This is a genomic window from Paenibacillus sp. 01L418 (assembly GCF_056400045.1).
The window spans coordinates 35046-48935 of the sequence record NZ_JBFTSN010000004.1 but is presented as its reverse complement, the minus strand read 5'-3'; the positions used below and the strand labels follow the sequence as shown (position 1 = coordinate 48935).

General features: G+C 45.2%; 12 protein-coding genes. 4 read left to right on the top strand and 8 right to left on the bottom strand.

The window, feature by feature from the left end; genetic code table 11:
* Window positions 1–27: 27 nt before the first annotated feature.
* Complete coding sequence (locus tag AC1DSE_RS01225; protein ID WP_477527336.1) at window positions 28–1578, bottom strand: stalk domain-containing protein; 1551 nt, start codon at window positions 1576–1578, stop codon at window positions 28–30.
* Between the two features lie 190 nt (window positions 1579–1768).
* Here AC1DSE_RS01225 and AC1DSE_RS01220 point away from each other — a divergent pair, with 190 nt between their 5' ends.
* Together AC1DSE_RS01220 and AC1DSE_RS01215 are read left to right on the top strand one after the other, a co-directional pair.
* Window positions 1769–2695: an RluA family pseudouridine synthase gene (locus AC1DSE_RS01220; protein WP_441879221.1), complete on the top strand. Its 927-nt coding sequence runs from the start codon at window positions 1769–1771 to the stop codon at window positions 2693–2695.
* 143 nt (window positions 2696–2838) lie between these two features.
* A complete protein-coding gene (locus AC1DSE_RS01215; RefSeq protein ID WP_477509442.1) occupies window positions 2839–3174 on the top strand; it encodes a DUF1904 family protein in 336 nt (111 codons plus the stop codon).
* Between the two features lie 2 nt (window positions 3175–3176).
* On the opposite strand, the gene AC1DSE_RS01210 is transcribed toward AC1DSE_RS01215, so the two are convergent.
* From AC1DSE_RS01210 to AC1DSE_RS01195, 4 genes are all read right to left on the bottom strand, one after another.
* Window positions 3177–3632 carry a hypothetical protein gene (locus AC1DSE_RS01210; protein WP_441879225.1) on the bottom strand — a complete coding sequence of 152 codons (456 nt, stop codon included), beginning with the start codon at window positions 3630–3632 and terminating at the stop codon, window positions 3177–3179.
* Window positions 3601–5565 (bottom strand): glycosyltransferase family 39 protein, encoded by a 1965-nt coding sequence (locus tag AC1DSE_RS01205; RefSeq protein WP_477527335.1) that lies wholly within the window; start codon window positions 5563–5565, stop codon window positions 3601–3603. The genes AC1DSE_RS01210 and AC1DSE_RS01205 overlap by 32 nt, the downstream gene beginning before the upstream one ends.
* On the bottom strand, window positions 5558–6862 hold the full coding sequence (locus AC1DSE_RS01200) for an MFS transporter (RefSeq protein WP_477527334.1): 1305 nt from the start codon (window positions 6860–6862) through the stop codon (window positions 5558–5560). The genes AC1DSE_RS01205 and AC1DSE_RS01200 overlap by 8 nt, the downstream gene beginning before the upstream one ends.
* A 105-nt stretch (window positions 6863–6967) precedes the next feature.
* The gene (locus AC1DSE_RS01195; protein WP_477509446.1) at window positions 6968–7528 is read right to left on the bottom strand and encodes a GNAT family N-acetyltransferase; all 561 of its coding nucleotides are present in this window, start codon (window positions 7526–7528) and stop codon (window positions 6968–6970) included.
* Between the two features lie 69 nt (window positions 7529–7597).
* Here AC1DSE_RS01195 and AC1DSE_RS01190 point away from each other — a divergent pair, with 69 nt between their 5' ends.
* Complete coding sequence (locus AC1DSE_RS01190) at window positions 7598–9832, top strand: UvrD-helicase domain-containing protein (protein WP_477527333.1); 2235 nt, start codon at window positions 7598–7600, stop codon at window positions 9830–9832.
* Window positions 9833–9850: 18 nt separating this feature from the next.
* Entirely contained in the window at window positions 9851–10837 is a 987-nt protein-coding gene (locus tag AC1DSE_RS01185) for an HD-GYP domain-containing protein (protein ID WP_477509448.1), read from the top strand.
* 71 nt (window positions 10838–10908) lie between these two features.
* On the opposite strand, the gene AC1DSE_RS01180 is transcribed toward AC1DSE_RS01185, so the two are convergent.
* The 3 genes from AC1DSE_RS01180 to AC1DSE_RS01170 form a co-directional block, all read right to left on the bottom strand.
* Window positions 10909–11469: a GNAT family N-acetyltransferase gene (locus AC1DSE_RS01180; RefSeq protein WP_477509468.1), complete on the bottom strand. Its 561-nt coding sequence runs from the start codon at window positions 11467–11469 to the stop codon at window positions 10909–10911.
* Between the two features lie 272 nt (window positions 11470–11741).
* Window positions 11742–12620, bottom strand: coding sequence for an RNA polymerase sigma factor SigJ (gene sigJ, locus AC1DSE_RS01175; RefSeq protein WP_477509449.1), 879 nt, complete (start codon window positions 12618–12620; stop codon window positions 11742–11744).
* 37 nt (window positions 12621–12657) lie between these two features.
* The gene (locus AC1DSE_RS01170; protein WP_477509450.1) at window positions 12658–13851 is read right to left on the bottom strand and encodes an NAD(P)/FAD-dependent oxidoreductase; all 1194 of its coding nucleotides are present in this window, start codon (window positions 13849–13851) and stop codon (window positions 12658–12660) included.
* Window positions 13852–13890: the final 39 nt, after the last annotated feature.

The following is a 13890-nucleotide window of genomic DNA, read 5'->3' as shown; positions in this document are numbered from 1 at the left end:
ATCGCAGCAGCAGATGCCTCCATTTTTTTACACTCTTACTTTAATATAAAGTTCATTTTTGAGCTGCATATCGATAATTGGATAGCGAACACGCCATTTGTCGCCGCCAAGTGCTGTGACCTCGCCCGATTCAAAGYCGCGCGGCTCGAAACCATAATCGCGCTCGAAGGAAATAAGCACTTGAATTTTCTCATCCGGCAGCATCTTATGGAACTCATTCCCTAGATTAATTGCCCAAAGCCTGAGCTCCTGAGACATCGACGCTCCGTATAACATATAAAACCTAGGATCAATATCTGCTGTCAGTACGAGCCAGCCAGCGGAATCACGTTTGGCTTCCCACTTCGTAAACTTAGCCTCGCCTTCAGTAGTAGATACAGAAGAGAATTGATCTTTCAGCACCTTCTCGATATCAGCCAAAGGAGCGCCAACGAGCGTATCCGGCAAGCTTGAAGGTAAAAACTTAGCGTTCTTTATTTTCTCCTCTGTTACTTCGCTATTCAAACTAGCAGCATGAATAACGGATACAGCAAAATTCAAATCCGCGCTCGTCCCAGAGTATCCAAGCGTGGTGATACCAATAAGATCTCCGAACTCATTAAACAATGCCCCGCCTGAGCTGCCGTGATCGATCGGAGCACTTGTCTGAATGTATCGGATACCGTCTTCATAGGTGATGTTGCTAATCAGACCGTCTGAAACTGTATTTTGCAGTCCAAGCGGACTTCCAATGGCAACGACTTTGCCGCCTTTATACGAGTTTAACCCGTAACCTAGAACGACCGGCGGAATATCAATTGATTTTTCTGTTTTAACAATAGCTAGATCTGCTGACTTATCATAATGAACTACGCCTGTAATCTTCAGCTCATCACCATAAACATCCAGCATAGTAGCAGAGGCTGCATCTCCGATAACATGATAATTAGTAAGAATCAGATTATCACCAATAACAACGCCGCTGCCTTGAGCGCGATTGGTCATAATGAGAACAACGCTCTCATCATATTTATCTACGATTTCTTTAGGAGTAAGTCTAGGAATGTTTTTCTGCTGCTCAAGCCACTCGTTGTATTCTGCTTGCTCGGCAGCCTCTTGCGATGTGATTCGAACCGCGTTAGCGGCTTTATCCCATTTCACATTTGCGTTAAGAGCTTCCGAGATGAACCGAACGGGTACAAACGTGACGCCTTTGYGAACGACAGCAGGTGAATCGAGCTTCACTGTTTTACCGTTAATGACCGCTTGCTTCATGCCTACTTTAAGAGAAATAGAACGATTGCCTTTACGTCCAATAATCGTCTCCGTCTTGCCTTCCCAAGTTACGGTAGCGCCCAGTGCTGTAAAAATATCGCGCATCGGAACAAATGTGACGCCTTTCTCTGCATACGCGCCGGCTGATAGAGATAATTTCTTGCCATCTACAATCACCTGCAGTTGTTGCGTCGATACGGCAACCGTCTTGCTTGCAGCGCTGGCTGCCGCTACAGAATCTACGCTAAGTGTTGACAATGGGGCAAGCAATAACCCGGCAATGAGCATAGGACTTAGCATAGTCTTTAAAATTTTTGTTTTCACGCGATCATTTCCTCCAAACTTTTCCTTTTTCACCATTTGGTAAATCTATCATTAATCCTACCACTCCTCTTAACTCTTTGTCTATTAGATCGAGATTCATAGAGCGTTGTTAAACTGCTAAACAGAAGATTAGAACTGAAGCCCATACTCATGGTATAGTAGGAGCATTGAATCTAGGAGGTTTTTTGGCATGCACAGGGGAAAAAAGCGCGGAGCTCCTCAATCACAAGCAGATAAGAGCAAGTCCTACCCGGTTAACGAACCGATGGAACTGCTTCCCTTTCTCATAAAAAATATTTCAGGTGCTGGACGCAATGTAGTGAAATCCATATTAGCGAATGGACAAGTATCTGTAGGCGGAAAATCAACGACCGCTTACAACTATCCGCTTCAGCCCGGTCAAACCGTTACGGTAGGCAGAGACCGGCCGCAGGATAAAATACCGCTGGAAGGGCTCGCGATCCTTTTTGAGGATGAGCATATTATCGTTATAAAGAAGGAATCGGGACTTCTGTCCATATCATCTGATTCTGCGCCAGAAAATGAAGTGACCGCCTATCGCCAGCTTATGGCGCATGTACGTGTCGAGAATACGAAAAACCGGATTTACGTTGTGCATCGTCTGGATCGTGATACTTCAGGTGTCATGATGTTTGCAAAGAGCGAGGCGGTTCAGCAGCAGTTGCAAAACAGCTGGCAGGATTCGGTTCAAGAACGCAGCTATATCGCGCTCGTAGAAGGATTGGTTAAGAAGGAGCAAGGTACAATCAGTTCGTGGCTGAAGGAAAGCAAAACGCTCAAAATGTATTCCAGCTCCTATCCGAACGATGGTCTGCACGCCGTTACCCATTACAAGGTGCTTCGTTCCAATAAAAACTTCTCGCTTCTCGAAGTGAATCTCGAGACAGGCCGAAAAAACCAAATTCGCGTTCATATGGAGGACATTGGCCATCCCGTTGTTGGCGACAAAAAATAYGGCGCACGCACACGCATCATTGGCCGCCTTGGCTTGCATGCCCGCGTATTGTCCTTCACGCATCCGGTAACCGGCAAACTCGTCAAGTTTGAAACTGAAATTCCTAAGCTGTTTCTTAAGCCGTTTCATGTGACGGAGTAAGCAGCAAACAAACAAGCATCAGTCGTTATACAGGAATGCCAATGATTGTGAATCAGACGGCATTCCCTGGTATAAGCGGCTGATGCTTTTTTTTGATATACTACTATGGATATTTAATCTATCTATGCAGGAGGAACAGTGCAATGCCACATTTATTATTCCGCGGAGTACCGTCCGAGCAGTTAAAGTCTGTTTCGACACCGCTTGCCGCTGAGCTTGCCGCTATTTGCGAGTGCGGTACCGATAATTTTACAATGGCTTGTCTAAATACGACCAGCGTTTTTGGCAGTGAGGCAGATGATCAAGGGTTTGCATTTATCGAGGTCGGCTGGTTCGAGCGGGGACAGCAAGTAAGAAATCGATTTGCACAGGCAGTTACCAAATATGTCAGCCAAATTGGCTTATCTGAAATTGAGATCGTGTTTCATGCATATCGTGAGGACAGCTATTATATTAACGGTGAAGCCGTATCGGATTAATTTCATTCCATGTTTCGTGTGATGGACGTTATTTTCCAGTTATCGTTGGAATCTGTATGTAACTCTAACGTGTTGATTTCAATTCGATTTTTATCAGCTTTATCCTTATAAGTAATTTTAACTACAGCTTCTCCTGAAGCATCATCATTCTTGGATGAACTAATTTCAAAAGTTTCTAACGAAACCAAACCATAGTCTTTATTCATGAGAGGCATTGTAACGTAATAATCAACAATGTCCCACTCCCCGGAGTCCCAATCCAAAAGGTTTTGAGACTCCTCCATCTTTCCATTATGCATGTGGTCGTAATATGCGGTGATTGTTTCCTTCATTCCCATCTGCTTATTTGAGCAGCCTATTAAGACAATAACAAATAGAAGAATCAAAATAATCAACATTACTCTAGCACGCAAAATAATACGGTCACTATTTCTTGCTCCACGCCACATCATCGACATTTAACCAGCCCGCCCCTCCAGTAAAATAGATAGAAACGGTATCCCCCATGTTCACGGATACTGCAGGCAGCTTAACTTCTACATATTGCTCTTGTGCGTTAATCGCAAGATCTTCAACTTTTACTCCATTGATGGAAAGCCCGATCATTCCACCAGCAGCGCTCGTACTCACTTTAGCAGAAAGGATATAGTCACCGTCATCAGCAGCCGAGAAGGTCTGGGAAACGACACGACCGTTGCCTGGGTCAACATACATTAAGTTGGAACCGCTGTAAGGACGGTTTGAGCCTATCCCCGTACCGGAAGTAAATGACCAATACTGCTGCCCTTCCTCAAAGCCGCCGTTCTGAAATGATTCATGAACATTCGGAGCTACCATTGTTCCTGTACCGCTCACGACCGTATAATGTTTAAATCTTTTAATCTTATAGCCTGAATCCTCACCCGGAATAGAGTCGCTATTTTTGAAAATATAAGCCGCTTCCTCGTTTGGCTTCAGCTCAGGCTGCCCAAAATGGTATCTGCCGAATGCCCGAACAAACTGAAAGGGTTCACCCGGATTGATATAGTCGACTGTGCTCATAAACTGCTTCGGATCCATTTTTTCATAAAACAATACATAAATATAAGGCATCATCACTTGATCCGTCACATAAATATTGCCCTCCGTTTCATCCGATGCATACTGTACAGCTTCTCCAAAGGACTCATAGAAAAGCGGGCTTATTTGCTTGGAATAAGTAGTGAAATAGTTAGCACAGAAGAAAACAAAGAAAATAGAGAATGCCGCTATAACGATAGGGAAAGAGTATTTAATCCGCTTGTGCAGCCACATAAGGCCTGCAACTGCCAAGTATACCGTCGGATAAAAAATAATATTAATACGATTGATATTCACATCAGTAATCAATGTCATTAGAATTGCCGTTCCGAACCAGATAGCAATGACTGCTGTCTCTATGCGGAAATTATTAATCAGTTTCATAACACCATATAAGATGCCAATTCCGATCATCGGTAATGCTAACGGATACATATACCCAAATTTAGGCATGGCATTCCACAGCAAACCATCATTTTGAGTCAAATACATTTGCAAAAATGATTTGAAATTGTCCGCAAACGTTGAGAAAAAATGACCGCCAAATGCCGTAGAGATTTGCTCTACACGAGGAACAGTTAGCTTAGGAATAGAAAACAGAAATTGTATGGTCGCCATGCCATATCGATTAATAAGAAGAAACAGACCGATAGGTGCTGCTAATATAATGAGAACCGCGCAATTCCAAAGCAGAACTCGCAGCTTGAACGCCTTTTTAACAACGAGCAGAGCCAATACGCCTACTCCAAAAACAGGTACAAAAAAATAAGCCGTTCCATAAGCATAAAGCGAAGCGGCTAGTGTTAATGTAAAGCCAATCAGCCATTTCGGCTGCTGCAGCGCTTTCAACAAAAAAAACACGGCGATTAGCACTAGAGTAGGAAAAATATTCGACTCCAGCGCCCATCGTGACATCATAATATGCCAAGGACATATGACGATAAAAAAAGCTGCAGCCGCAGCTGCATGCTTTCTTTTAAATAGCTGATTTGCAATCCGATAAAATAGCACCATGCTCAGTAGGCCAAATAAGATGCTAACCATTCGAACTGACAGTTCATTTAAACCAAATAAATAGATAAAAGGCATAGACAGGTAAGCATAAAGCGCGTTCTGACCGCTTCCCCATGCAATAAGATGAACCGGCAGCGATATGCCATTGCGATCAATGCCATAATGCAGAATAGAATAAGCCTCATAGCCGATCGATGCCTCATCCTGATTCAAGCCGCCTGGTATGGCGCCCGCATATACCACTCTCACCGCAGCCCCGACGAGAAACAGAAGCAGCAATAATGGGTTCTTTTTTACCCAATCTATAAAACTAGTCATTACTATGGGTCACCGCTTCGCTTCTTGTAATAGTATTCGTAGGACGAATAGGGTATAAATAGAAAAATAGAAGAGCCACAAGCAGAGCTATGAACGGGATGAAGCTGAGCATTGAACGAATGCCCCACACAGCCGCATCCGCTTGAACCGCGTCCTTCACATAGCCTGTAGCCTCCAGCACAACACCCAGAACAACAGCCTGCAGTGAAATTCCCCATTTGACGATAAAGCCGTTCATCCCAAAGTACATGCCCTCTCTGCGTACGTTTGTCTGCTTCTCATCCTCATCAATAATCTCGGACAACAGAACATCCAGCAATACCAGCAAACCCGCTAAACCGATGCCGATCACGACCGCCGCCATGGCCGCAGTTGCAACGCTGGATACGAATAAAAATGGAATCGTTGCAAATGCGTAAATACTAACGGCAATCATAACGGTCTTGCGCGGGCCCCATCTCTGCAGAAATTTCCCCCATATGTAGACGCACGGGATGGCAGCGACAAAAATAGCGCCAAGCAAAATCGTATTGCTGCTATCTTCAGCTCCGAGCACGTATTTGGTGAAGAAAGGGATAGCCGCGGGCAGCATGGCAAAGGTAAACTGGACGAAAAAGCTGCCGATAACGAATAAAACAAACGCCTTATTCGAGAATGTGAATTTCAAGGATTGAACTAAACCAACCTCTTCACGCGAAACAACCATTTTTTCCTTGCTTGCCGATACCATAACAATAAAGAAAATAAGCGCGATCCCGGCAAAAATCGCTCCCATCGGTCCCCAGCCCATATTCGCATAAACGAGGGGAGGAAGAGCCACACCAATAATCATTCCTAAGATGCCGAACATTTGACGCCATGAAGACACCGTTGCCCGTTCTTTCATCGTTGTAAACATTTCAGGGAACAGTGCAGAATAGTTCAATACAACCATCACGAACATAATGTCATAGAGCAGCACGATCGTTAAGAAGTACCAGAACAGCGCTGATCCGGTGYCAACTGGAAACCAAATCGCAGTAAACAAGGCCACCAGCGGCACCATGCCAAACAGCATGTACGGAATGCGCCTGCCAAAACGGGAGCTCGTACGGTCGGAAATGTGTCCGAACAACGGGTTTAGCACCGCATTGACGATGCCGTGAATCACCATGGCCAGACTGATTAAAGTCGGTTTTACACCAAGCACATCCACATAATAAAAAACGATGTAAGATGCGAAGGCCTGTGCAATTAAGTTGACTGATAAATTTCCCGAGCTGTAAGCTAATTTCGATTTGAAGCTTGCCATAGCCATAAATAAAACGCCCCCGGTTACGATGAAAGTCTATTATAAATTACATATAACTCTCTCATCTTACCGCACAAACCCTTTTTATTCCATAATTAACTTATTGAACAATTACTTCATTTTCACCATTCGGATATAAGGACTTCCGCTCACTAAAATCGTACCATCCTCAGTAAAACCAAGCTTTTTGTAAATCGCATAAGCCCTCGTATTTTCTGGCTCTACAATCAGCGACAGCCTGCTGCATCCAGCCTCTTCACCCTTCTGTTCAAAAGCGCTAATTAGCGCCTTAGCTATGCCCTGCCCCTGATAACGTTCGGCGACTGCGATGGAATCCAAGTAAAAGTCGCCTTCTTGTGCCTCAACAGCAATCGTTTCATCCGCACGCACACCTTTATCTCGCCCAGGACGTGTAACAAATGGCACATCCAGCTCTGCAGCTCCATCGCCTGAATAGCTAATAAGCATTCCTGCAATGCCATCTTCTCTCCTATCGACAAGAACATGCTTATAGCTAATCCGATTGTCCTCGCGAACATAAAAATCGCCAAGGATGCGCTCTACTTCATAATCATCCTCAGTTCCTGCCAAGGTGTAGGCAATATGGCCGATCGCAGATAGCAGCAGCGGCATTACTTCTTTTAAGTCTTCTTTCACAGCTTGTTCAATCATGATGTCATCCCTCATTCTTTTAATGTTCTGTTATAATAAGTGAATATTATTCTTAAAGGTGATGAAGTAGTGAGTCATGTCTATTATACATTTCCCATAGGCATTCGGAACAGTCAGGTTCCTTTTGCCGAGCAAGCAGAAGCCGAAACGAGCCTTCAGCTTGTTGATGCAAGCCAGAAGGATGCCGGCTTCTTCCGGTCTTTAGAGCAATTCGGCATATCACTCAATAGGCCTCAAATTGCCGCTGTTCGCCATAACAAAGGAGCAGCACTAACGCTGGCAGGAGCAGGATCGGGCAAGACGTCTGTACTCGTATGCCGAACTGCTTATCTGCTGGCTGTGCAAGGCGCCTTGCCACAGCATATTTTATTAATGACTTTTTCCAAAAAAGCAGCCGATGAAATGCGAAGCCGCATTCGCGCTCTTCCTGTGCTTAATCCGCAAGCAGCAAGCGGCGTAGAGGCTCGTACCTTTCATTCCTTCTGCCTCCAACTGCTGCGAGGGCGCGGCTATCGCCAAGGCATTTTGGGTGAAACCGGACAAAAGCATATTTTTTTCAAACGTCTGATGCGGGAGCTTTTGCTGCAAAACGAATATGAGCCCGAAACCATTCTTGCACAGCTCTCCGCCATTAAGCTGCTGATGATCAACATCGAAGACCTTCCCGCTTCTACAACGGAGGAAAGAGAGCTAAAGCTGCTTTTCACCCGTTATGAGCAGTGGAAGAAAGAGATGGATAAATTCGATTACGATGATTTGCTGCTTGAAGCGTACAAGCTTCTGAGGGACGACAAGGTGCTGCTTGCTACCCTTCAGCAGCGCTTTCAGTACATCATGATCGATGAATTCCAAGATACAAATCAGGTGCAATACGTGCTCGTCCAAATGCTTGCCGACAAGCATCGCAATCTTATGGTCGTCGGCGATGACGATCAGACGATCTATTCCTTCAACGGTGCAAAAAACGATTATATATTGAACTTCGAGCATCAATATCCAGGTGCAGCAACTTATGTACTGGATATTAACTACCGCTCAACGAGCACAATCGTCGGACTTGGCAATGCTATCATTCAATATAATAAGCTCCGCAAAGAGAAATCGCTCTTTGCTGTCAAGCCCAAAGGAGTTAGCCCCTCCTATGCACGGCTCAAGACGACGCAAGACGAGGCAAAGCTCATTACGGACACAATTAGCATGCTAATTGCTCAAGGCAATCGCTCCTTTGGCGATTTTGCTGTTTTATTCCGTACTGCGAGCAGCAGCAGGGCGCTCGTCGAGCTGCTTCTTACAAAGGAGCTTCCATTTATCGACTTCGGCGACGGCCAGCTCTTTTATGACCAGTGGGCGATAAAGCCGCTAGTTGCCCATCTGAGGCTTGCAATGGATCGCCGCAATTTCGATGCGATGGAAATTTTGCTGCCCTCGCTTTATGTCAATCGGGAACAGGCTATGGCTTTCATATGGAACCAAGACAAGCAGCGTGCTAAGAAATGGCCGCTCATACATCTGCTTGAATTTCCGCAGATCAAAGAATTTCAGAAAGACAAAATCAAAGAACGCATCAAGCTTATTAAAGCGCTGGCCGAATTAAAGCCTGCTGAAGCTATTATGCAGCTTCGCCAATCCTTTTATGATCAATTTCTTGAAACGAGCAAGCGTCATGAAATGACGGAGCATAAGGAAGGTCTAAAGGAAGTGCTTGATGAGTTCGAGTCTGCGGCGAGCACCTATGATACCATCGAAGCTTTTCTGGCCTATATTGATGATATTACAGACAAGCATGCTGCCGTGCAGCAGCTTCAGAAACATAATCATAACCGCAGTGCGATATCTTTGATGTCCATTCATCGATCCAAAGGACTTGAATTTCCTGTTGTATTCGTCATCGGTGCCTCAGAAGGCATTTTACCTCATAGCTCTGCATTAGCTGCGGATAAGCATAGTGACCGGAGCTCTATTCAAACCGGAGACAACGCACTGGCAGAAGCGCTGGAGGAAGAACGTAGACTCGCCTATGTTGCTGTCACTAGAGCCCAAGAGGAGTTGTATATCAGCTCCCCTGCTCTGTACCGGGGAAAACCGGCTGAACTATCAAGGTTCATCCGCTCTGCCTTTATGTCTGGTGAAGAAGAGGACGGTGATACAGAATCTGCTCTTGCATGGTTATGTACTAGCAATTCCTGCGAGGTATGGCAGCGTATTATTACTTACGAGGATTCACAATCAGAGACTCGTGCTTGCCCATTATGTCAGTCTCCAATGGAGCAAGGCACAAAGATATTGCCGAAGAAAAAGAAGTGAGGAGAAACGATTTGCAACATGAATGAACACCTAGTCCATTACCTTAAACTAGCTGATGCTGTGATCATCACAGATATAGAACATCATATTCTTGCAGTCAATCCGTCCTACGAGAAGGTTACGGGCTACTCATCACAAGAAATAGCAGGGAAAAAGGCTGGCATCCTGCGAACATCCTATACGCCAAAGGAAACGCATGATCAGATGAAGCAAGCTCTTAAACAAGGCTTGCCATGGTCAGGCGTACTAACAAATCGGCGAAGAGACAGCAGCATTTGGCATTCCTCCATTACCATAACACCTCTGCAAATCGAAGGGGTAACCTATTATATCGGTATTTTTCGTGAGCTGGAGAAGTTAAAGAGCGGCTTCTATTTACCAGAGGAGCGCATCGGCTCCATTCAAAGCTCGATGCTTAAGGTGCTCGCCATTTCTTGCGAAATTCGTGATCCGGGCATCGAGCAGCATCTCGTCCGTGTGCGGGATTTAACGGAACGGCTCACTCACTTCCATAATGAACGCATGCAATTATGCTGGACGGAGGAAGCCGTGAACCGCATTTCGCATGCGAGCATTTTGCACGATATCGGCAAATCAGGAATTCCTGAAGGCATTCTATATAAACCGGGTCCTCTCGCTTATTACGAACGAAATATTGTTGAGATGCACACCCAAATCGGCGTTGATATCATTGATAAAATTTATGCTGAGCTTACAGATGATTTATTTAAGCTTGAGCTCGAAATGGGTAAAAATATTATTTTATACCATCATGAAAAATGGGACGGTACCGGCTACCCGCATCAGCTTGCCGGAGAAAACATTCCAATTGAAGCACGTATCGTCAGCGTCGTTGATGTTTATGATGCATTGACCAGCACCCGTCCCTACAAAGAAAAATGGTCCGAAGAACGTGCGCTGGAATATATTAGTGAACAGCGCGGGCTGCATTTTGACCCTGAGCTGGTTGACTCCTTCCTTGCGCTCCATTCTAACGAGATGTAGCTACAAAAAAAAGCGCCAATCCCGAACATGGAATGAACCGTGTCCTCGATTGGCGCTTTATTTGTTTATTTTTATGCTCCATATAGCGCGTCGAACTCATCCTCTAATATAGACATCGTAATGAGATCATGAAACTTCCCATCCATAAACAAAGCGTCCCTCTCTACTCCCTCGCGATGAAATCCGATCTTCTCATACACATGGATGGCGCGCGGATTAAAAGCGTAAACGCCGAGATGGATGCGGTGCAAATTCAACTTTTGAAAGCCGTATCTAAGCATGAGAAGCAGCGCTTCTGTACCATATCCTTTGCCGCGATGCTGCGTCCCTTGAATACCGATACGTATATTCGCGCTGCGATTGATCGTATCCATATCATTTAGTACAACCTCGCCGAGCAGCTCTCCTGTTTCCTTCAATATAATCATGGAATCAAATCGGTCTTCGTTTATGACGCTAATTTTGCGAATCCAAGCTTCGATTTCCTCACGTGTAAAAGCTTTTTGTGACCCTGTCAGCAGGTTCATCTCCGAATCTTGTAAAAAAGCTAAATAAGCCTCTATATCGGACTCCTTTGCTGGACGCAATAATACCGAATTTCCCTCAATGATGTGTTTTGCAAGTTGTGTCATCACAATAATCTCTCCTATTTTTACTCTCAGCATTAATAAATCAACTCATGATTTTCATGTATATTATTTTGTGCGCAAAAATCCTTATACTTCTGAAGTAGAGTGAAAATATCATCTTGTCCGGTAATCTCATCGTTGTCATTGAAGTATTGCAGCGCTCCCCCTAATATAAAGAGCGTCAGCACTTCCTCGTCTTCCGTTATGAGCGTATGAATATCTCCGGGCGGCTCATAAATAAATCCATGTTCCCGTGCTAAGATCTACCTCCCTCCTTATGATCCGCCAATATACAATTCCAACAGTTTCAGCTTATCTGGGTTTCTTACAATGTAGAGATGAAGTGCACCCCCCTGCACCACATGGAAAAGAGTAACCCCCTCGATTCCTTTATCTGATCGTAAAACAAGTCCCGTCTGACCGTTCAGAATTCTAAGCTCGGCTTTCACACTGCCATCAGCAAGTGGTCCTTTTTGAACCAAACCGAATAGAAACCGAGAAACGTTTTCGCGTGTTTTAATAGGATGAATAGCAGCAGACACTTTGCCTCCGCCATCTGAAAGGAGAACAACCTCCTCTGCAAGCAGAGAAAGGACCTCCTTCACATTTCCCTCCGCAAGCTCCAATACAAAACGACGAACCCATTCTTCACCCGCAGGCAGCGCATGAACAGGTTCAGCCTCGGAAATCCCCATTTTGTCTCGCGCACGGCTCAGCAGCTTTCGACAATTGACTTCGCTTTTTTCTATTAGCTTTGCAATATCCGAATATTCGAAGCCCAGCGCTTCACGAAGCACAAATACGGCACGCTCCGAGGGGGTTAACCGTTCAAGCAAAACCAGCATCGCATAAGACAACAAATCGTGGTGAATAACGGCATCCAGTGCATCCGTCTCTTCTGTAAAAATGGGTTCTGGGAGCCACGGCCCGACGTACCGCTCTCTCTGCTTTCGAGCAGACTTTAGCAAATCCAAGCTGCGGTTTGTCGCCATTTTGCACAAATAAGCCTTTGGCTCGGCTATGCTCTCTGGATCTATATCATATGCCTTCACAAAAACATCCTGCACGATATCTTCAGCATCAGCAGCCGAACCCGTAAGCTGGTATGCAATTTTGAACAAAAGCGCTTTATATTGCAGGTAAAGCTCTTTCATTTCACCATCCCTCGTTTCATAACAAATGCTGCTCTTATCATTTTATGAGACTCGCATAATCCCAAGTCATTTTCCGTACCTTCCATCCAAGCTTCCCCGTTATGACAATGTCGAGGCCCCATTGCCTTGTCCATACCATTCCCCGCTCTGGCCCGAGACCAAAACAGAAAAAATCAATATAGCTCTTGTGAACAGGTGCAGAATGACCCATTACATCTGCCGTTATGACTTTCCCCAGCCTATCCGCTTGTGCAGTCGCTTCCTTGCACGTCATCCTATCCTCAAGCCCGCTCACCGGGTCAACAATTTGAGCACAGTCGCCAATGCTATATATCTCAGGTGCTTCTTTCACACGGTAATTAGCATCCACAATGACTCGACCATATGCAGTAAGCGGCAGCCCCATGCTTCTGAGCATCGGATTGGGCAGCAAGCCAAGCGTCCAAATACATAAGCCCACCTTTAAAATCTCACCATCCGATAAGAGAAGTTCCCCTTCCCTCTCACGAATAGCTTTGCGTCCATGCAGAACGGTCACTCCGCTGCCCTTAAGCAAGCGCTCCAGCTTCATGCCAACCTTTGCCGGTCCCTCCTGAAATAATCTATCCTGCGCATTTAGCAAGTAGAGAATCACCTCTGACGGATCAAGTCCAAGTGCACTTGCTTCCTTACGCAAAGCATAAACAAGCTCAGCAGATGATTCGATTCCACTAATCCCCGCCCCTGCAACGGCAACAGTCATCCATCTTTGACGCTCAGCACGGCTTGTTTCCTTTACCGCTTTTCTCAAGTTTTCATGCCAAAGCTCTCGAATATGAGCTGCGCTTGCGAGTCCTGTCAAGGCAATTCCGCCCTGATCGGCATCGGGCTGTCGAATAACGCTGCCTGCTGCCAATATGAGAATATCGTATTTTAAATTCTGCTCTTGCCCGCTCTCATCCTGATACAATAACCGCTTATCCCTTTTTTCTATGGTCACTACCATTCCTTGAATAAATTCCACACCATCCGGAAACAAGCTGCCAAAAGGAACAACAATATTATCATCATTGACAGCCGGCTTGAACAGCAATACCTTCCGAAGATGGTATGGCTGCTTATCAATTAGAATTAATCGGAGCTTCCCAGCTCCTAATTCCGGCTGCAATGTTTTTCGTATTGCCTTGAGGGCATTAATCCCTGCATAACCGCCGCCAATAATGACACATGTTATTTCCTTTTTCTCTTTCATCTCCATCAGCTCCTGTGCATGTTTGCACATGTAACGATA